Here is a 20,822-nt window from a genome sequence, read left to right as displayed (position 1 = left end):
CAGATCACACAAACCAAGATGGGCACAGACCCTGTGGGAGCAAGCCCGCTCCCACAATGGTTTTGCATTTCAATCAGAACAATTGGCGGCTTGATCAAACCGCAGCGTTATAAAACTGCTCGCTGCTCTTGTGCTCCACCAACGCCTGCTCGATCGCCGCCTGATGCACCTCATCGGCGTGCTCTTCCCGCGCTTCAGGCTGGATGCCCAGGCGCGAGAACAGTTGCATGTCCTTGTCGGCCTGCGGGTTGGCGGTGGTCAGCAGTTTTTCGCCGTAGAAAATCGAGTTGGCACCGGCGAAGAACGCCAGGGCCTGCATCTGCTCGTTCATGGCTTCGCGGCCAGCGGACAGGCGCACGTGGGATTTGGGCATGAGGATCCGGGCAACGGCGAGCATGCGGATGAAATCGAACGGATCGACGTCTTCGGCATTCTCCAGCGGGGTGCCGGCCACTTTCACCAGCATGTTGATCGGCACCGACTCCGGATGCTCCGGCAGGTTGGCCAACTGGATCAGCAGGTTGGCGCGGTCGTCCAGGGACTCGCCCATGCCAAGAATGCCGCCGGAGCAGATCTTCATCCCCGAATCACGCACGTAGGCCAGAGTCTGCAGACGCTCGCTGTAGGTGCGGGTGGTGATGATGCTGCCGTAGAACTCAGGCGAGGTATCGAGGTTGTGGTTGTAATAGTCCAAGCCGGCCTTGGCCAGCGCTTCGGTCTGCTCCTGGTCCAGGCGGCCCAGGGTCATGCAGGTTTCCAGGCCCAGGGCCTTCACACCTTCGACCATCTTCAACACATACGGCATGTCCTTGGCGGATGGGTGTTTCCACGCCGCGCCCATGCAGAAACGGGTCGAACCGATGGCCTTGGCGCGAGCGGCCTCTTCGAGGACCTTCTGCACTTCCATCAGCTTTTCTTTTTCAAGGCCGGTGTTGTAGTGACCGGACTGCGGGCAGTACTTGCAGTCTTCCGGGCAGGCGCCGGTCTTGATCGACAGCAGGGTGGACACCTGGACGCGGTTGGCGTCGAAATGCGCGCGGTGCACGGTCTGCGCCTGGAACAACAGGTCGTTGAATGGCTGAACGAAGAGTGCTTTGACTTCGGCCAAAGACCAGTCATGACGCAGGGTTGCAGAGGTGCTGGCGCTCATGGGCATTACCTTTCTTTTATGCAGGGCACGGTTCTATGCTGGGCTGGCGGCTGAGGCAGGGAATAACCACAGCCGCGACACGGATGTTCGGCATATTTAAGGAAGAGTCATGCGCTGTCAACCACGATACAAAGGGCAGGTTTACATCTGGTTAAAAAACGAACAGAGCTGTTTGCTGTGCGATGAAGCCGCAGACGGTGCCACGCCCCTGTGCATGGCCTGTGAAACGGAGCTGCCCTGGCTGGGGGATCACTGCCAGACGTGTGCCCTGCCGCTGCCCGCTTCGGGCCTGACGTGCGGCCAATGCCTGAAACAACCGCCGGCCTTCGAGCAGGTGATCGCGCCCTGGACCTACAGTTTTCCGATAGACAGCCTGATTACCCGCTTCAAACACAGTGCGAAGTGGCCGTTTGGCCACCTGCTCGGTGAATTGCTCGCCCAGGCGCTGCAACATCGTTTCGACGACGACCTGCCCCAGCCCGATCTGCTGCTGCCGGTGCCGCTGGCCACCCGGCGCTTGCGACAACGGGGGTTCAATCAGGCCGCGATGCTGGCGCGCTGGCTGGGCAAACACCTCGATCTGCCTTGCGATGAACGGTTGCTGCTCAGGACTCAGGACACCGGCGCGCAGCAAACGCTGAACGCCAACGAGCGACGGAAAAACCTGCGCAATGCGTTTGCGCTGGCGCCCGATGCCTCAGTCAAGGGACGCCACCTGGCACTGGTGGACGACGTATTGACCACCGGCGCCACGGCCCAGGCATTGGCTGAATTGCTGATGGACGCAGGCGCCGCACGCGTCGACGTCTACTGCCTGGCGCGAACCCCAAAACCGGGTGACGCCCCTTAACCCGAAACCACAAATCCCTGTGGGAGCCGCAGTACCTGTGGGAGCGAGCGGTGCGACGATTCGACTTGCCCGCGAAGAGGCCAGCACAGTCAACAACAGTGTCGCCAGACCTGACGCCTTCGCGGGCAAGTCGAATCGTCGCACCGCTCGCTCCTACAGAGGGGTCGTGTGCATGCCACGTCTTGACTCCCGAGCCATCACCCGCCAACGTCCCACCATCGTCACCACCAAAGCGCCCCGTCATGTCCCTGCCCACGCTGCTGTCCCAGCATATCGTCCGCCGCCCGCAACGCATCGCCCTGTTGCAGCACATTGCCGAACAAGGCTCGATCACCCGTGCCGCCAAGAGCGCCGGGCTGAGCTACAAGGCCGCCTGGGACGCCATCGACGAGCTGAACAACCTCGCGCAAAAACCCTTGGTCGAGCGCAGCGTCGGCGGCAAGGGTGGCGGCGGCGCGAAACTGTCCAGCGAGGGCGAACGGGTGTTGCGCCTGTATCAAAAGCTGCAAGCCTTGCAGGCCCAGGTGCTGGAAGCGGCTGAAGACGCCAGCGACCTCGACCTGCTCGGACGCCTGATGCTGCGCACCAGCGCACGCAATCAACTGCACGGCACCATCGCCGCCATCGATACCCTGGGCCACAACGACAGGATCCGCCTGGAACTGGCTGAGGGCCTGAGCATCGATGCGCAAATCACCCACGACAGCACCCTGCGTCTGGAGCTGCAACCGGGCGTGGAAGTGGTGGCCCTGATCAAGGCCGGATGGCTCGAAGTGTTGGCTGCGGAAGACAACGCAACACCGGGATACAGTTTTCTCAAAGGCACGATCGAAGAAATCCTCGACGCCGAGAACGGCCCCAGCGAAGTACGCATCAGCCTGCCCAACGGCCAGACCCTGTGCGCCCTGGCCGAACCCGATCACCTGCGATCTCGCGGCCTGAGCGCCGGCAAACCGGTAGGCGTACAGTTCTCGCCATCCAACGTATTGCTCGGTACACCGCTCTAACCCAGGCATCACACAACCCGGTGCAGCAGCTGCCGAAGGCTGCTACAAGACCCTCGTCAACCAACTGCAACAAAACCTTCATCGAGCACCATTAAGGTGACTGCAAAAATTTGCAGGGAGCCTGATATGAGCCTTTTGGAAGAACACCAACCCACCGACCTCGAACAAATGGTCGGCCTCAGCCGTCGCGGATTCATCAGCGCCGGTGCCCTGTGCGGCGCCGCGATGTTTCTGGGCGGTAATCTGTTGAGCCGCAGCGTGATGGCCGCCAGTGTCAGCGCCGGCAACAGCACCTTGCTGGGTTTCCCCAGCATTCCCGCCGCCACCACCGACAGCATCAGCCTGCCGCCGGGCTACAAGTCGCAGGTGCTGATCAGCTGGGGCCAGCCCCTGCACAAGAACGGCCCGGCCTTCGATCCGAGCGGCAACGGCAGCGCCGAGCACCAGGAAGTGCAGTTCGGCGACCACAACGACGGCATGAGTCTGTTCGCCTTCCCCGGTGACAAAAACCGCGCGTTGATGGCGATCAACAACGAATACACCAACTACCGCTACCTTTACCCCCACGGCGGCATGCCGCAGTCGGCCGAGGAAGTGCGCAAGGCGCTGGCAGCGGAAGGCGTTACGGTGCTGGAAGTGCAGCGCAAAGGCGGTCACTGGCAGTTCGTCCAGGGCTCGACCTACAACCGGCGCATCCACGGCAACTCGCCGATCGCCTTCAGCGGTCCGGCCGCCGGTCACGCGTTGTTGAAAACCAGCGCCGACCCCCAAGGCAAGAAAGTGCTGGGCACCTTCCAGAACTGCGCCAACGGCAAGACGCCGTGGGGCACCTATCTGACCTGCGAAGAGAACTTCACCGACTGCTTCGGCAGCACCAACGCCGAGCAGAAGTTCGACGCCGCACAAAAGCGCTACGGCGCCGTGGCGACCAGCAAAGAGATCAACTGGCATCAACACGATGCGCGCTTCGACCTGGCGAGCAACCCCAACGAATTCAACCGCCACGGCTGGGTGGTCGAGATCGATCCGTTCGATCCGCAATCGACTCCGGTCAAGCGCACCGCGCTGGGTCGCTTCAAGCATGAAAACGCTGCCCTGGCCGAAACCCGCGACGGCCATGCCGTGGTGTACATGGGCGACGACGAGCGCGGCGAGTTCATCTACAAGTTCGTCAGCCGCGACAGGATCAACCACCAGAACCCCAAGGCCAACCGCGACCTGCTGGACCACGGCACCCTGTACGTGGCGCGCTTCGACGCCGGTGACGGCAATGCCGACCATCCGCGAGGCCAGGGTGAATGGGTCGAGCTGACCCACGGCAAAAACGGCATCGACGCCAGCAGCGGTTTCGCCGATCAGGCCCAGGTGCTGATTCACGCGCGCCTGGCCGCCACCGTGGTCAAGGCCACGCGCATGGATCGCCCGGAATGGATCGTGGTCAGCCCCAAGGACGGCCAGGTCTATTGCACCCTGACCAACAACGCCAAGCGCGGCGAAGAAGGGCAGCCGGTGGGCGGGCCGAACCCGCGGGAGAAGAACGTCTACGGTCAGATCCTGCGCTGGCGCACCGACCGCGACGACCACGCCTCCCACACCTTCGCCTGGGACCTGTTCGTGGTCGCCGGCAACCCGCACGTGCATGCCGGCACGCCCAAGGGCGGCTCGTCGAACATCACCCCGCAGAACATGTTCAACAGCCCCGACGGCCTGGCGTTCGATGACGCCGGCCGGCTGTGGATCCAGACCGACGGCGACATGAGCAACACCGGTGATTTCGCCGGCATGGGCAACAACCAGATGCTCTGCGCCGACCCGGTCAGCGGTGAAATCCGCCGTTTCATGGTCGGGCCGATCGGCTGCGAGGTGACGGGCATCAGCTTCTCGCCGGACCAGAAAACCCTGTTCGTCGGCATCCAGCACCCGGGCGAAACCGGCGGCTCGACCTTCCCCGAGCACCTGCCCAACGGCAAGCCGCGCTCTTCGGTGATTGTCATTACCCGCGAGGATGGCGGGATCGTCGGCGCCTGATCCGGCCTCATCGCGGGCAAGCCCGCTCCCACAGGGTTCTCGGTTGTTCGCAATGTTGCGTTCACGAAGGTCCACTGTGGGAGCGGGCCTGTCGAATCGTCGCACCGCCGCGATGGCGTCCAAACAAACACTACACATCCCAAGCCGAACCACTACAAACCAGCCTTCTGCGCTACCATGCCTGGCCGGACGCAGCAGCCTGCTGCGCGCAGGAGTCAGCATGGCCCACCCGTTCGATACCCTCACCCCAGACCTCGTCCTCGATGCCGTCGAAAGCATCGGCTTCCTGAGCGACGCCCGCATCCTGGCCCTCAACAGCTACGAAAACCGCGTTTACCAGGTCGGCATCGAAGACTGCGAACCGCTGATCGCCAAGTTCTACCGCCCTCAACGCTGGACCAACGAAGCGATCCTGGAAGAGCACCAATTCACCTTCGAACTTGCCGCCGTCGAAGTGCCGGTGGTGGCGCCGCTGATCCACAACGGCGAAACCCTGCACGAACACAACGGTTTCCGTTTCACCCTGTTTCCTCGTCGCGGCGGTCGTGCGCCGGAGCCGGGCAACCTCGATCAACTGTATCGCCTGGGGCAATTGCTCGGTCGCCTGCACGCGGTTGGTTCGACCAAGCCGTTCGAGCACCGCGAAGCCCTGGCGGTGAAGAACTTCGGCCACGATTCACTGGCGACTTTGCTCGAAGGCGATTTCATCCCCCGCAGCCTGCTGCCGGCCTACGAGTCCGTGGCCCGGGATCTGCTCAAGCGCGTGGAAGATGCCTACAACGACACGCCCCACCAGAACATCCGCATGCACGGCGATTGCCACCCCGGCAACATGATGTGCCGCGACGAGGTCTTCCACATCGTCGACCTCGACGACTGCCGCATGGGCCCGGCGGTGCAGGACATCTGGATGATGCTGGCCGGCAGTCGCCAGGACTGTCTGGGGCAGTTATCTGAACTGATGGACGGCTACAACGAATTCCACGACTTCGACCCGCGGGAACTGGCGCTGATCGAACCCCTGCGTGCCCTGCGCCTGATGCACTACAGCGCCTGGCTCGCCCGCCGCTGGGACGACCCGGCCTTCCCGCGCAGCTTTCCGTGGTTCGGCACCGAGCGCTATTGGGGGGATCAGGTGCTGGCATTGCGCGAGCAACTGGCGGCGCTGAACGAAGAACCGCTGAAGCTTTTTTAAGATCAAAAGATCGCAGCCTTCGCCAGCTTCTACGGGAGGCTTGTGTAGGAGCTGGCGGAGGCTGCGATCTTTTGCTTTTTCCCACATGAATCATTCTCACAATTACCCAACTTATTTGCGCGGGACAGGCGCCGGCAAATCTCCCTACAATCGCTCCTTTGTTAGCTGCCTAAGCAAGGACTCTGCATGCAAGCTGCCAACCCGCGTCTGGGTTACATACTGGGCTTGACCGCCTACATCATCTGGGGACTTTTCCCGCTTTATTTCAAAGCCATTGCCAGCGTGCCGGCGGTGGAAATCATCATCCATCGCGTGCTGTGGTCGGCGCTGTTCGGCGCCTTGTTGCTCTTGGTCTGGAAGCACCCGGGCTGGTGGCGCGAACTACGCGAGAACCCGAAGCGCCTGGCGATCCTGGCCGTGAGCGGCACCCTGATCGCGGCCAACTGGCTGACCTACGTGTGGTCGGTGAACAACGGACGCATGCTCGAAGCCAGCCTTGGCTACTACATCAACCCGTTGATCAACGTCTTGCTGGGCATGCTGATCCTTGGCGAGCGGCTGCGGCGCATGCAGTGGATTGCGGTGGGGCTGGCGACCATCGGCGTGGCGCAGCAGGTGTGGCAGGTGGGCAGTCTGCCGTGGGTGTCGCTGATGCTGGCGCTGAGCTTCGGCTTCTATGGACTGATCCGCAAGCAAGCACCGGTCAAGGCCCTGCCGGGGCTGGTGGTGGAAACCTGGATGCTGGTGCCGATCGCCATTGCATGGCTGCTGTTCAACCCAACGGCGCATAGCGCTCAGGCCGAATTCTGGACCACCTCCGAAGCCTGGTGGCTGGTGGCGGCAGGCCCGGTCACGCTGGTACCGCTGGTGTGCTTCAACGCGGCCGCGCGGCATCTGCCCTACACCACCTTGGGCTTCCTTCAGTACCTGGCGCCAACGCTGGTGTTGTTGCAGGCCGTGCTGCTGTTTGGTGAGCACCTGTCTTCCGCCACGCTGGTGGCGTTCATGTTCATCTGGGCAGGTCTGGCGGTCTACAGCATCGATGCGTGGATAAGTCTGCGCAGTCGCAGCTGATCAAAAAACGCACAACTCTCTACAGGCCACGGTCTACGTGGCCTGCACCGTTCCTTCCCAAGGTTATCCACAGCGTGATCCCCGCCGTTTGTGCGCAAGTCACTGAATATTGGCGGTTTTTTGATCAACTCTCGCCAGGCCACGGATAACGTGGCCTGGCGGGCAGTCTCTACAGGTTATCCACAGGCGGGTGCACGTTTAAACTGGATAACCCGATCAGGGTTCACTGCGCAGTTCCAACTCCACCATCAGGTCGTCGGCCAGGGTTTCCAGGCGCGATTGCAGCACATCCAGTGACAGCGTCAGCGGCACCGCGAGAATCGCTTCGGCGTGAAACAGCGGCTCGCTGCTCATTGGCGCCGGCCGCACTTCGGTCACCAGACGCTCCAGGTTGACCCCCTGCTCGCTCAGCAAGCGCGTGATATCGCGCACGATCCCCGGCCGGTCATTGCCCACCAGTTCCATTTCAATCGGTTTCCAGGTGCAGGATTGCTCGATGCTGCTTTCGGCAATCAGCACGCGAATGCCATGGGCCGATAAAGCCTGCAGGGCATCGACCAGCGAATCGTAGGCTTCGGCCGGAACCCCCACCCGAAGAATCCCGGCAAATTGCCCGGCCATGCGCGACATCCGGCTTTCCAGCCAGTTGCCGCCCTGCTCGGCAATGCATTGGGCAATGCGCTCAACCTGCCCGGGCTTGTCCGGGGCGAAAACAGTGAGAACGAGGTGATCCATGGCGCAGCCCTCTGGTCAGGTCTTTTGTTATGGAAAAACAAGTATAGGCAAGGGTTAAGCCGGCGCTGACAGGTCTGACGCCTTCGCGGGCAAGCCTCGCTCCTACAAACTGCGCAAAACCGGTAGGAGCGAGGCTTGCCCGCGAACGGCACACCGCCGATCACCCGAAAAGCACAAATCGTGTACAACTTTGATATTTAACTGGAACAATCCACCAGTTTTTTGAGAACATCCAGCACCGCGCTGTGACCGCAATGCGTCACAGGGTCGCAGAACGACGTAATTAGTCTAATTTTCACAACCGCAACACATCATGTAGTATGCCTCGGCGTTCACTACATAACGTTGGATCGATGTCTGCCGCAGGCACGTTCGCAACCCTGAAAGCCCTGTCAGCAAGGCCCCAAGCCGTTGATTGGTCCCAACCCAGCCGCCCGAAAATGGCATGTACTGGTAGACGGGTTTGTGGTTTAAATGGCCGAAGGCTTCATTGTTAAATTGAAGAGCTGAAAAGCGAAATAGCTGAGCAGAGTGAGGCAAGCAATGACTGAACACGTTCAAGTCGGTGGCCTGCAGGTCGCCAAAGTCCTGTTCGACTTCGTGAACAACGAAGCCATTCCCGGAACCGGCCTCACCGCCGACAAGTTCTGGGCCGGTGCCGACAAGGTCATTCACGACCTGGCGCCGAAGAACAAAGCCCTACTCGCCAAACGCGATGATTTCCAGGCTCGTATCGACGCCTGGCACCAGGAACGTGCAGGCCAGGCGCACGACGCCGTGGCCTACAAGGCTTTCCTGCAAGACATCGGTTATCTGCTGCCAGAAGCGGCCGATTTCCAGGCAACGACGCAAAACGTCGATGAAGAAATCGCCCGCATGGCCGGCCCACAATTGGTGGTCCCGGTTATGAACGCCCGCTTCGCTCTCAATGCTTCGAACGCCCGTTGGGGTTCGCTGTACGACGCGCTCTACGGCACCGACGCCATCAGCGAAGCCGATGGCGCGGAAAAGGGCAAAGGCTACAACAAGGTTCGCGGCGACAAGGTCATCGCCTTCGCCCGCGCCTTCCTCGACGAAGCCGCGCCATTGGCCGCCGGCTCCCACGTCGACTCCACCCGTTACAGCATCGTTGACGGCAAGCTGGTCGTCGCCCTCAAAGGCGGCAGCAACACGGGCCTGCGCAACGACGCACAGCTGATCGGCTTCCAGGGCGATACTTCGGCACCCATCGCCATCCTGCTGAAAAACAACGGCCTGCATTTCGAAATCCAAATCGATGCCAGCACCCCGGTCGGCCAGACCGACGCCGCCGGCGTCAAAGACATCCTGATGGAAGCCGCGCTGACCACCATCATGGACTGCGAGGACTCCGTGGCCGCCGTCGATGCCGACGACAAAGTGGTGATCTACCGCAACTGGCTCGGCCTGATGAAGGGCGACCTGTCCGAAGAAGTCGCCAAGGGCGGCAAGACCTTCACCCGCACCATGAACGCCGACCGCACCTACACCGGTGTCAATGGCCAAGCGCTGAGCCTGCACGGGCGCTCGCTGCTGTTCGTGCGTAACGTCGGTCACCTGATGACAATCGACGCGATCCTCGACAAGGACGGCAACGAAGTGCCGGAAGGCATCCTCGACGGTCTGGTCACCGTGCTGGCGGCGATGCACAACCTCAACGGCAACACCTCGCGTAAAAACACCCGCACCGGTTCGGTCTACATCGTGAAGCCGAAGATGCACGGTCCTGAAGAAGCGGCGTTCACCAACGAGCTGTTCGGGCGCATCGAAGACGTGCTGGGCCTGGCCCGCAACACCCTCAAGGTCGGGATCATGGACGAGGAGCGCCGTACCACGGTCAACCTCAAGGCCTGCATCAAGGCGGCGAGCGAGCGCGTGGTGTTCATCAACACCGGTTTCCTCGACCGCACGGGCGACGAAATTCACACCTCCATGGAAGCCGGCCCGGTGGTGCGCAAGGCCGACATGAAGGCGGAAAAATGGATCGGCGCCTACGAGAACTCCAACGTCGATATCGGCTTGAGCACCGGCCTGCAAGGTCGCGCGCAGATCGGTAAAGGCATGTGGGCGATGCCCGACCTGATGGCGGCGATGCTCGAACAGAAAATCGCTCACCCGATGGCCGGCGCCAACACCGCCTGGGTTCCATCGCCGACCGCCGCCGCGCTGCACGCGCTGCACTATCACAAGGTCGACGTGTACGCCCGCCAGGCCGAACTGGCCAAGCGTGCCCCGGCTTCGGTGGACGACATCCTGACCCTCCCGCTGGCGGTCAACCCGCAGTGGACTGCCGAGCAGATCAAGAACGAACTGGACAACAATTCCCAGGGCATTCTCGGTTACGTGGTGCGCTGGATCGACCAAGGCGTTGGCTGCTCGAAAGTGCCGGACATCAACGACGTCGGCCTGATGGAAGACCGTGCAACGCTGCGTATCTCCAGCCAGCACATCGCCAACTGGCTGCGCCACGGCATCGTCACCGAAGAGCAAGTGATGGAAAGCCTCAAGCGCATGGCGCCGGTGGTCGACCGTCAGAACGCGGGCGACGCGCTGTACCGTCCGCTGGCACCGAACTTCGACAGCAACATCGCCTTCCAGGCGGCGGTCGAACTGGTGATCGAAGGCACCAAGCAGCCCAACGGCTACACCGAGCCGGTTCTGCACCGCCGTCGCCGCCAGTTCAAGGCTGCCAATGGCCTGTAACTGAGCGCTGATGCCGGACACGAAAAAGCCCTGATCGAAAGATCAGGGCTTTTTTACGAGCGAATATCAAAGGATCGCAGCCTTCGGCAGCTCCTACAGAATGATCGCATTCCCTTGTAGGAGCTGCCGAAGGCTGCGATCTTTTCGGCTATTCACAAATCCATCCCCAACTCATGCTTGACCAACCCCAGCAACTTGCCGGTATCGATCGGCTTGAGCAGAAAATCCACCACGCTCAAATGCATCGCCGCGATGGCGTCCTTAACGTCGGCATCGCCGGAAACGATGATGAACGGCATCGCCGCTCGCACCGACTCGCGCACCTCGCGGATCAACGCCAAACCGTCGACGTTGCCCATGCGCAGGTCGGTGATCACCAAACCTATCGACGGTCGTTCCTCAAGCAGCTTGAGCGCAGACTCGCCGCTGGAGGCGGTCATGCAACGTATGCCATCCAGGGCAAGAATCTCTGACAGTAATTCTCGGGCATCCTTGTCGTCGTCTACGATCAGCACCCGCTGCGGTGGCAAGTCGGGTTCCTGCATGACGGCACTGAGCGCTGCGCGCTCGGCGTCACTCAAAATATCGTGGTCGGACATGGCGTTCTCTACATGATCAGTACAGTTCCCTAGCACAGTGGTGAGACATCGCTAAGTACAGCTTAAATGTGCACTTCGTCGGATTATTTTCCAAGCGTAGTTTGGAGAGGTTTTTCCTTCAATCTCGTAAGGATTTTCCGACAATTTGCAGTACAGATTGCCTACCTAGACTTACGTCCAATGGGCACCCCGGCCGCAGGGGTCGACCATGGGAGAGTTATCCCCGACAACAACTCCAAAAAAGACTGCGGTAATGGTTATGAGTAAAGCGGACGCCTTCACACAGGCAGGGAAAACCGCGGTGTTGCAAAACATCCAGGGCACTTTGCAATTCCTTCAGCGCTTCCCGCCCTTCAACCAGATGGAACACGCCCACCTGGCGTACCTGGTCGAGCAGTGTCAGCTGCGTTTTTATGCCCCGGGCGAGAGCATCATCAAGCCCGCCGACGGCCCGGTTGAGCACTTCTACATCGTCAAGCAGGGCCGGGTAGTGGGCGAGCGCCCGCACTCGGCCAAGGGCGGCACCGAAACCACCTTCGAAATCACCACCGGCGAGTGCTTCCCCCTCGCCGCGCTGCTGGGCGAGCGGGCGACTCGCACTGAACACCTGGCTGCCGAAGACACCTTTTGCCTGCAGCTGAACAAGCTCGCGTTCATCAAGCTCTTCGCGATTTCCCACACCTTCCGCGATTTCGCCCTACGGGGTGTCAGCAGCCTGCTGGACCAGGTCAACCAGCAAGTCCAGCAGAAGGCCGTGGAAACCCTTGGCACCCAGTATTCGCTCAACACCCGCCTGGGCGATTTGGCCATGCGCCACCCAGTCACCTGCAACCCCGCCACGCCCCTGCGCGAAGCCGTGACCCTGATGCACGAGCAGCAGGTAGGCAGCATCGTCGTCGTCAACGAACACAAGTCGCCGCTGGGGATCTTCACCCTGCGCGACCTGCGTCAGGTGGTGGCCAACGGCACCGGCGATTTCAGCGAGGCCATCGAGCGCCACATGACCCAGGCGCCGTTCTATCTGAGCCCGGATCACAGCGCCTTCGATGCAGCGATTGCCATGACCGAGCGGCACATCGCCCACGTCTGTCTGGTCAAGGATCAGCGCCTGTGCGGCGTGGTCTCCGAGCGCGATCTGTTTTCCCTGCAACGGGTCGATCTGGTGCACCTGGCCCGCACCATCCGCAGCGCCCAGCGCGTGGAAAACCTGGTGGCGATCCGTGGCGAAATCGGCCAACTGGTGGAGCGCATGCTCGCCCACGGCGCCTCTTCGACCCAGATCACCCACATCATCACCCTGCTCAACGACCACACCGTATGCCGGGTGATCGAACTGACCCTGGCGGAAAAAGGCGACCCCGGCGTGCCATTCAGCTGGCTGTGCTTCGGCAGCGAAGGGCGCCGCGAGCAGACACTGCACACCGACCAGGACAACGGCATTCTGTTCGAGGCCCGGGACGCGGCCCATGCGGCGGAGATTCGCGGCAAGCTGCTGCCGATCGCCCACCAGATCAATCTGAGTCTGGCGCAGTGTGGCTTCACGCTGTGCAAGGGCAACATCATGGCCGGCAACCCCGAGCTGTGCCTGTCACGGGTCGAATGGGCCCGGCGCTTTGCCGCGTTCATCCGCGAGGCAACGCCGGAGAACCTGTTGGGCTCAAGCATCTATTTCGATTTGCGCGTGGTCTGGGGCAACGAGCAAGGCTGTGAACAGTTGCGTCGCGGGATTCTCGACCAGGTCGGCGACAATCGCCTGTTCCAGCGCATGATGGCCGAGAACGCGCTGCGCAATCGCCCGCCCGTAGGACGTTTCCGCGAGTTCGTGCTGACGCGCAAAAATGGCGACAAAGCCACCCTCGACCTGAAGATCCAGGGCCTGGCCCCCTTCGTCGATGGTGCCCGATTGCTGGCCCTGGCCCACGGCATCGAGGCCAACAACACGCTGGAGCGTTTCCGCCGGCTGGTGGATAAAGAAGTCATAGAACCGCTCGATGGCGCCGCGTACGAAGAGGCCTATCACTTCATCCAGCAAACCCGCATGCAGCAGCACCAACTGCAGACCCGCGAGAATCTGCCTTACTCCAACCGGGTCGACCCGGACAGCCTCAATCACCTGGACCGGCGCATCCTGCGCGAATCCCTGCGCCAGGCCCAGCGCCTGCAAAGCAGTCTGGCTCTGCGGTATCAGTTATGAGCCTGTTTTCCTGGCTACGCCCCGCCGGCCCGAGCCTGTCCGGCGAGCTGCAACAACGCCTGCAACGCTTACCGGCGCTCACCACGCTGAGCGAGTGCAGCCTGCGCGAACAGCGCTGGGTGGTGCTCGATCTGGAAACCACAGGGCTGAACCTGAACAAGGACCGGGTGCTGTCCATCGGCGCGGTGGTGATCGAGGACGGCGCCATCGATTTCAGCCAGCAGTTCGAACGCACCCTGCAATGCGCCGAACTCAAGCTCAGCCCCAGCGTGCTGATTCACGGCCTGGGGCCCAGTGCGATTGCCAACGGCAGTGATCCGGCGCACGCATTGCTCGAGTTCATGGAGTTCGTCGGCGACAGCCCGCTGCTGGCTTTTCATGCGCCTTTCGACCAGCACATGCTCGGCCGCGCCCTGAAAGATCACCTGGGCTACAAGTTGCAGCATGCCTTTTTGGATGTGGCGGACATCGCCCCGCTGCTGTGCCCGCAGGCCAACATCCGCGAAGCGGGGCTGGACGAGTGGATCGACTGGTTCAAGCTGCAAGTGTTCGAACGCCACAACGCCAGCGCCGACGCCCTGGCCACCGCCGAACTGGCGCTGATCCTGTTCAGCCGGGCGCGGCAACAGCAAATTCATAGCCCGTTGAATTTGCAGCAGCGGTTGAGTCAGTGGCGCCGGCGGCAGCAAACGCCGTCCTTCTGAATCTTCATTGACCGTTTTGGCCTCATCGCGGGCAAGCCACGCTCCCACAGGGTAAGCGTCGTACACAAAATCAATGCACGACACAAAACCTGTGGGAGCGTGGCTTGCCCGCGATGAACGATAACGCGGTCCTACATGTAACTCTCCTGAATCCTACCCGACCAACGCCAATTGCTTTACCTCCCCCGCCTCTGACACAATCGCGAACAATTCTCGTTAGTTAACCTTTCCCAATCGGTGATGCGGCGTGTCGTCAATCCCAAGCCCTCAAAGTGAGCTCGTCGGTGCGTTATATCGCGACCATCGCGGTTGGCTATTGGCCTGGCTTCGGCGCAATGTCGCCTGTCCGCAACGGGCCGAGGACCTGAGCCAGGACACCTTCGTGCGCTTGCTGGGTCGTGAGGATCTGAAAGAACCGCGCGAACCCCGGGCGTTTCTGGTGGCGATCGCCAAGGGCCTACTGTTCGATTACTTCCGCCGCGCCGCGCTGGAACAGGCCTACCTGGCCGAGCTGATGCTGATTCCCGAAGCCGAACAACCGTCGGCCGAAGAACAGCAAATGATCCTCGAAGACCTGAAGAACATCGATCGCCTGCTCGGCAAGCTGTCGAGCAAGGCCCGGGCGGCCTTCCTCTATAACCGCCTGGACGGCCTCAGCCATGGGGAAATCGCCGAGCGCCTGGGCGTTTCCGTGCCGCGGGTGCGCCAGTACCTGGCCCAAGGCATCCGTCAGTGCTACATCGCGCTGTACGGGGAGCCGACATGAGCCCGGCCAGTTCCCAACCGGTGTCGGCGCGGGTGCTCGATGCCGCCATCGCCTGGCAATTGTCCCTGGACTCGGCTAACCCGGTGGAACGCGAAGAATTCGCCAAATGGCACGCCGCCCACGAGGAACACGCCCGTGCATGGCGTCAGCTGGGCATGCTCGACCAACGTTTCAGCGTGGCCAGCGGCCCGGCCCGCACCGCCCTGTTGCAATCGCGTGAAGGCATTCGCCGTCGGGTGCGCAAACTCGGCAGCGGCATGGCCAGCGTGGTCGCGGTGATTGGCCTGGCATTGTTTGCCGGTGAGCGCTATCTGCCGGTGGATTACTGGCTGGCCGACCAGCGCACCGCCACCGGCGAGCAGCGTACCATTCGCCTGACCGATGGCACGCTGATCAACCTCAATACCCACAGCGCCCTGGACGTACGCTTCGACGAGAAGCAACGGCTGATCGTGCTGCAGGAAGGGGAAATCCTCGTCGAGACCGGTCACGGCGATGCCCGGCCGTTTATCGTCGAAACCCGCGAAGGCAGCATGCGGGCGCTGGGTACGCGGTTTCTGGTCAAACGCGAAACCGAAGGCACCCGCCTGAGCGTGCTGCAATCGGCGGTGGCCGCCCACCCTGAGTCGAACCAGCAAGAACAGATTCTGCGCGAAGGCCAGCAGGTGCTGATCCGCAATGACGGCCTTGGGCCGATTCAGGCAGTGAACCTCGGTGCCGACGCCTGGACCCGCGGCATGCTGGTAGTGGACAACACCCGCCTGGAAGACCTCGTCCACGAACTCGCCCGCTACCGCCGCGGCCACCTGGGCGTCACCCCCGAAGTGGCCGACCTGCGCATCACCGGCAGCTTCCCCCTTAAAGACACCAACCTGGCCCTGAACGCCCTGCTGCCGACCTTGCCGGTGCAGATCGAACAGCACACGCAGTGGTGGGTGACGGTGGCGGCGAAGACCGAGGCCAAGCCTTAAGCGGTGTGAGAGGCCCTCAGCCTCTCTAAAATTTGCTGAATCGAAATTATTTTCATCCAGCCCTATCACTTTTCGAATCTCGTTCGGCACCTAGGCAATTGAGAAGTATTCACTTTCAGGAGCCGCTGTATGTCCCGTTCGCTAGACACCTTGTTGCGCCCCAGTTTGCTGGCGGTCGCCATTGCCTTTTGCACCCCTATGGCCAGCAGCCAACTGATCGCCGCCGAGCAGTCCTCCAGCGTGCGTGCCTACAACCTGCCGGCCGCGCCTCTGGCCAGCACCCTGAACCAGATCGCCAGCCAGGCCGGTATCGCCTTGTCGCTGAACCCATCGCTGGCCGCGGGCAAGACTTCCGCGCCGGTCAATGGCCAGTTCGATGCTGCGGGCGCCATGCGTGAAGCACTGCGCGGGACCGGGCTGCAACTGGAGCAGAGCGGCGGCAGCTACACCCTGGTGGCCGTGCCCGAGGGCTCGCTGGCCCTGCCGGCGACCAACGTAATTGGTGTCGAAAACACTGAAAGCGCCTGGGGTCCGGTGGACGGTTACGTGGCCAAGCGCACCGCTGCCGGCACCAAGACTGACACCGAACTGGTTGAAGTCCCTCGCTCGATTTCCGTCGTGACCCGCGAGCAGATGGACGATCGCAACGTGCACACCCTGGACGCCGCCGTGCGCTACCTGCCGGGCACCACCGGCGCCAGCTTCGGCAGCGACACCCGTGCCGACTGGCTGCGCGTGCGTGGTTTCGAGCCGACCCAATTCCTCGACGGCCTGCCGCTGCCCAAGGGCGTGTATGCCAACCCGAAGCAGGAAACCTGGAACCTCGACCGCCTGGCCGTACTCCGTGGCCCGGCCTCGTCCGTCTACGGCCAGACCCCGCCGGGCGGCTTGCTGGACATGGTCAGCCGTCGTCCGAGCGCCGAATCCAGCAATGAAATCCAGCTGCAATACGGCAGTGACAATCATCGCCAGATCAACTTCGCCAGCACCGGCAAGATCGATGACGAAGGCCAGTTCCTCTACGGCCTCAGCGGCGTAGTACGTGACGGCGGCACGCCGATCGATCACATCGACGACAAGCGCTACAACATCGCGCCGAGCCTGACCTGGAACATCGACGACGACACCCGTCTGACCCTGCTCACCCAGTTCACCCGTGACGATACCGGCATCACCAGCCAGTTCCGTCCGATCCAGGGCACCAAGATCCACTCGCCGCTGGGTGATATTTCCCATCACAAGAACCTGGGCGATCCGGACTGGGAATACTACGACCGCACCTACTACGCGCTGGGCTACGCCTTCGAACATCGTTTGAATGACACCTGGCAGTTCCGTCAGAACCTGCGCTACACCAAGTCGGACCTGTCCTTCCAGGCCCTGACCCCAGGCGCCTACCCGTTCACCCAGGTCGATGCCGACGGCAACGTGGGCCGCACCAGCACCACCACCGACGAGGACATCAGTCAGTTCGCCGTGGACAACAACCTGCAGGCTGACTTCGCCACCGGCGACATCCGCCACACCCTGCTGATCGGCCTCGATCACCAGCGCACCAACACCAACTACACCTCGATCTTCGGCGACGGCCTGACCACCAACGTCAACAACCCGGTCTATGGCCTGCCCATCGTGCGTCCACCACGCTCGTCGGCCTTCTACGACTACGACCAGAAGACCTACCAGACCGGCCTGTACGTGCAGGACCAGATGGCCCTGGATCAATGGCGCCTGACCCTGGGTGGTCGTGAGGACTGGGTTCACACCAGCACCAAGTTCTTCAACAAGAACGATGCCACCAACACCGACCGCAACAAGAACTTCAGCGGCAACGCGGCGATCAGCTACGTATTCGACAACGGCTTCGTGCCGTACCTGTCCTACGCCGAATCGTTCCAGCCGGCGAGCAACGCCGATACCTCCACCACCGAATCGTTCAAGCCGACCGAAGGCGAGCAGTGGGAATTGGGTATCAAGTACCAGCCGCCGGGCAGCAACACCCTGCTGACCGCCGCGGTGTATGACCTGACCCAGAAAAACGTCTCGGTCACCACCAACGTCGGTGGCATCCCGGTCACCAGCCAGACCGGCGAAGTGAAGGTCAAGGGTCTGGAACTGGAAGCGGTGTCCGACGTGACTGAAAACCTCAAGCTCACCGCCGCGTACACCCTGGCCAAGTCCGAAGTGCAGGACGGCACCTTCAAGGGCAACCGCCTGCAACTGATGCCGAACCAGACCGCTTCCGCGTGGGCCGATTACACCTGGCACAACGGCGTGCTGGACGGCTTCGGCATCGGCGGTGGTGTGCGCTACACCGGCAACACTTATGGCGACCAGGCCAACACCGAACTGGGCAAGGCCGATGCCTATACCGTGTTCGACGCGGCGGTTCATTACGACCTGGGTCGCCTGGACAACAGCCTTAAAGGCGCGTCGCTGGCCGTCAACGCCACCAACATTTTCGACAAGGACTACCTGTCCACCTGCGACAGTTTCTACTGCTACTACGGTGATGAGCGCAGCGTCGTCGCCAGTGCCACCTACAAGTGGTAACGGCTTGAGCTGACACACCCAGTACCCGGGCCGTCCTTCGTGGACGGCTTTGGTATTTCTGAGGGTAATGAAATGAAAAGTAAAACAATTCGCCGCTGGTCCTTCATCCACACCTGGACCAGCCTGATCTGCACGGTGTTTTTGCTGCTGCTGGCGCTGACCGGCCTGCCGTTGATCTTCCATCACGAGATCGACCATCTGCTGGGCGACGCCCCGCAATTGCGCGAAATGCCGGCGGACACCCCGCAGCTGAATTTGCAGCAGTTGGTGCAGGCCGCGGAAAAACATCGTCCCGGCGAAGTCATGCAGTATTTCGGTTTCGAGGAAGACGAGCCCAACGCGGCGATTGCAATCATGGCCGCCACCGCCGGCACCGAACCGAACTCGTCCCACACCTTCATGCTCGACGCCCGCACCGGCCAAGCGCTGGAAATGCCATCGGCCAATGGCGGCTTCATGATGCTCATGCTGCGCCTGCACGTGGACATGTTCGCCGGGCTGCCGGGCAAACTGCTGCTGGCCTTCATGGGCCTGTTGTTTGTCGTCGCGATTGTCTCCGGCACGGTGCTGTACCTGCCGTTCATGCGCCGCCTGAAATTCGCCACCGTGCGCCAGGACAAATCCACCCGCCTGCGCTGGCTCGACCTGCATAACCTGATCGGCGTGGTGACGTTGACCTGGGCGCTGGTGGTCGGCGTGACCGGTGTGATCAGCGCCTGCGCCGACCTGTTGATCGCTGCCTGGCGCAATGACAGCCTGAGCGCGATGGTCGCGCCCTACCGCGATGCACCGCCACTGACGCAAATGGCGCCGGCCACGCGCCTGCTGGATATCGCCAGGGAGGCCGCGCCCGGCATGCAGCCAGACTTCATCGCCTTCCCCGGCACGCGGTTTTCCAGCGAGCACCATTACGCGGTGTTCATGAAAGGCAGCACGCACCTGACCTCGCACCTGCTGACGCCCGTACTGATCGACGCCAGCACCCTGCAAGTCACCGCCGTGGCCGAGCGCCCGTGGTACATGGACGCCATGGGCATGTCCCAGCCGCTGCACTTCGGTGACTACGGCGGCATGCCGATGCAGATCCTCTGGGCGACCCTGGATGTGCTGACCATCATCGTCCTGGGCAGCGGGGTTTACCTGTGGGTGGTGCGGCGCAAGGCGGCCAGGCCCGTGCTGGAACAAGCGGAGAGCGTGGCATGAAACCCAGGCAGTCGAACTTCTGGAAGGTCTTCCGCACACCGACGGTGATCGCCCTGTTCACCGCCGCCGGGCTGTTCTCCGCGCTGCTGGGCGACGGCATCTGGGACGCCCTGAGCTGGCTCGGCCTGGGCATCCCCACCGCCCTCGCCCTGCGCGGCCTCTTGCAACGCCGCTGACCTTCCGTGGAAACACGCCCCATGTAGCAACTGGCGAAGCCTGCATCCGGCTGCGAAGCAGCCGTAAAATCAGACCGCGCGGTGTATCAGGCAAACCTCGCACTCAGGTTTTGCGACTGCTGCGCAGCCGGACGCAGGCTTCGCCAGCTGCTACACCGATCGCGTTACGCCACCAACCCACTGCAGGAGCGAGCCTGCTCGCGATAGCGGTGTATCAGCCACCATCATCGCCAACTGATCCACCGCCTTCGCGAGCAAGCTTCGCTCCTACAGGGTTCGGTTTGAGCCCATGGCCCAACGCGCTATGCTGCCCCTCTCCGCCACCGTCCGAGACGCAGCCATGTCCGCCCCAAGCATGACCCTGTACCACAACCCCCTCTCCCCCTTCGTTCGCAAAGTCATGGTGCTGCTGCACGAAACCGGTCAACAGGACCGCGTGGCCCTGCAAAACTGCGTCCTCACCCCGGTCGACCCCGACCAGGCCCTGATCGAGGACAACCCCCTGAGCAAGATCCCCGCCCTGCGCCTGGCCGACGGCAACGTCATCCACGACAGCCGGGTGATCCTCGACTACCTCGACCACCAGCACGTCGGCAACCCGCTGATCCCCCGCGAAGGCTCCGCCCGCTGGCGCCGCCTGACCCTGGCCTCCATGGCCGACGGCATCATGGACGCCGCCGTACTGGTGCGCTACGAAGTCGCCCTGCGCGCCCCGGAAAAACACTGGGATAAATGGCTGGACGGCCAACGCGACAAAATCCGCCGCGCCCTGGCGCTGCTGGAGAAAGATGCGATTGCCGAACTGACCAGTCATTTCGACGTGGCGGCGATCAGCGTGGCGTGTGCGTTGGGTTATGTAGATTTGCGCCATCCGGATCTGGACTGGCGCGCGGCGA

At 62.2% G+C, this 20,822-nt stretch carries 17 protein-coding genes; 14 read left to right on the top strand and 3 right to left on the bottom strand.

Going from position 1 to position 20,822, the window contains the following annotated elements; all coding sequences use genetic code 11:
- Window positions 1-94: 94 nt before the first annotated feature.
- Window positions 95-1,150, bottom strand: coding sequence for a biotin synthase BioB (gene bioB / locus HNO86_RS19220; protein WP_175378520.1), 1,056 nt, complete (start codon window positions 1,148-1,150; stop codon window positions 95-97).
- A gap of 109 nt (window positions 1,151-1,259) precedes the next feature.
- Here bioB and HNO86_RS19215 point away from each other — a divergent pair, with 109 nt between their 5' ends.
- The 5 genes from HNO86_RS19215 to rarD all read left to right on the top strand — a co-directional run bounded on the left by HNO86_RS19215 (window position 1,260) and on the right by rarD (window position 7,304).
- On the top strand, window positions 1,260-2,000 hold the full coding sequence (locus HNO86_RS19215; protein ID WP_175378519.1) for a ComF family protein: 741 nt from the start codon (window positions 1,260-1,262) through the stop codon (window positions 1,998-2,000).
- Between the two features lie 242 nt (window positions 2,001-2,242).
- The gene (locus tag HNO86_RS19210) at window positions 2,243-3,007 is read left to right on the top strand and encodes a TOBE domain-containing protein (RefSeq protein ID WP_175378518.1); all 765 of its coding nucleotides are present in this window, start codon (window positions 2,243-2,245) and stop codon (window positions 3,005-3,007) included.
- A gap of 126 nt (window positions 3,008-3,133) precedes the next feature.
- A complete protein-coding gene (locus tag HNO86_RS19205) occupies window positions 3,134-5,035 on the top strand; it encodes a PhoX family phosphatase (protein ID WP_175378517.1) in 1,902 nt (633 codons plus the stop codon).
- A 220-nt stretch (window positions 5,036-5,255) separates the two neighbouring features.
- A complete protein-coding gene (locus HNO86_RS19200) occupies window positions 5,256-6,230 on the top strand; it encodes a serine/threonine protein kinase (protein ID WP_175378516.1) in 975 nt (324 codons plus the stop codon).
- Between the two features lie 186 nt (window positions 6,231-6,416).
- Window positions 6,417-7,304: an EamA family transporter RarD gene (rarD, locus tag HNO86_RS19195; RefSeq protein ID WP_175378515.1), complete on the top strand. Its 888-nt coding sequence runs from the start codon at window positions 6,417-6,419 to the stop codon at window positions 7,302-7,304.
- 216 nt (window positions 7,305-7,520) lie between these two features.
- On the opposite strand, the gene HNO86_RS19190 is transcribed toward rarD, so the two are convergent.
- Window positions 7,521-8,039, bottom strand: coding sequence for a glycine cleavage system protein R (locus HNO86_RS19190; RefSeq protein WP_175378514.1), 519 nt, complete (start codon window positions 8,037-8,039; stop codon window positions 7,521-7,523).
- Between the two features lie 543 nt (window positions 8,040-8,582).
- Between HNO86_RS19190 and HNO86_RS19185 the strand changes: the two genes are divergently transcribed.
- Window positions 8,583-10,760 (top strand): malate synthase G, encoded by a 2,178-nt coding sequence (locus HNO86_RS19185; RefSeq protein ID WP_175378513.1) that lies wholly within the window; start codon window positions 8,583-8,585, stop codon window positions 10,758-10,760.
- Window positions 10,761-10,912: 152 nt separating this feature from the next.
- On the opposite strand, the gene HNO86_RS19180 is transcribed toward HNO86_RS19185, so the two are convergent.
- On the bottom strand, window positions 10,913-11,359 hold the full coding sequence (locus HNO86_RS19180; RefSeq protein WP_175378512.1) for a response regulator: 447 nt from the start codon (window positions 11,357-11,359) through the stop codon (window positions 10,913-10,915).
- Between the two features lie 259 nt (window positions 11,360-11,618).
- Here HNO86_RS19180 and HNO86_RS19175 point away from each other — a divergent pair, with 259 nt between their 5' ends.
- The 8 genes from HNO86_RS19175 to HNO86_RS19140 all read left to right on the top strand — a co-directional run.
- On the top strand, window positions 11,619-13,553 hold the full coding sequence (locus HNO86_RS19175; protein ID WP_306167730.1) for a putative nucleotidyltransferase substrate binding domain-containing protein: 1,935 nt from the start codon (window positions 11,619-11,621) through the stop codon (window positions 13,551-13,553).
- Complete coding sequence (locus HNO86_RS19170) at window positions 13,550-14,257, top strand: PolC-type DNA polymerase III (RefSeq protein WP_175378510.1); 708 nt, start codon at window positions 13,550-13,552, stop codon at window positions 14,255-14,257. Before HNO86_RS19175 ends, HNO86_RS19170 begins: the two co-directional genes overlap by 4 nt.
- A 247-nt stretch (window positions 14,258-14,504) precedes the next feature.
- The gene (locus tag HNO86_RS19165) at window positions 14,505-15,023 is read left to right on the top strand and encodes an RNA polymerase sigma factor (RefSeq protein ID WP_175378509.1); all 519 of its coding nucleotides are present in this window, start codon (window positions 14,505-14,507) and stop codon (window positions 15,021-15,023) included.
- Window positions 15,020-15,994 carry a FecR domain-containing protein gene (locus HNO86_RS19160; protein ID WP_175378508.1) on the top strand — a complete coding sequence of 325 codons (975 nt, stop codon included), beginning with the start codon at window positions 15,020-15,022 and terminating at the stop codon, window positions 15,992-15,994. Before HNO86_RS19165 ends, HNO86_RS19160 begins: the two co-directional genes overlap by 4 nt.
- A gap of 129 nt (window positions 15,995-16,123) precedes the next feature.
- A complete protein-coding gene (locus tag HNO86_RS19155; protein WP_175378507.1) occupies window positions 16,124-18,547 on the top strand; it encodes a TonB-dependent siderophore receptor in 2,424 nt (807 codons plus the stop codon).
- A gap of 72 nt (window positions 18,548-18,619) precedes the next feature.
- Window positions 18,620-19,750 (top strand): PepSY domain-containing protein, encoded by a 1,131-nt coding sequence (locus HNO86_RS19150; RefSeq protein WP_175378506.1) that lies wholly within the window; start codon window positions 18,620-18,622, stop codon window positions 19,748-19,750.
- On the top strand, window positions 19,747-19,926 hold the full coding sequence (locus HNO86_RS19145; protein WP_175378505.1) for a hypothetical protein: 180 nt from the start codon (window positions 19,747-19,749) through the stop codon (window positions 19,924-19,926). Before HNO86_RS19150 ends, HNO86_RS19145 begins: the two co-directional genes overlap by 4 nt.
- Window positions 19,927-20,266: 340 nt before the next feature.
- Window positions 20,267-20,822: glutathione S-transferase N-terminal domain-containing protein (locus HNO86_RS19140; RefSeq protein WP_175378504.1), on the top strand; the 556-nt coding region annotated here is incomplete at its 3' end.

It is taken from the genome of Pseudomonas sp. C1C7, from assembly GCF_013359595.1.
Classification (GTDB): Bacteria; Pseudomonadota; Gammaproteobacteria; order Pseudomonadales; family Pseudomonadaceae; genus Aquipseudomonas.
Note: the sequence above shows the minus strand (reverse complement) of the source record. Positions and strands in the feature narration are given on the sequence as shown.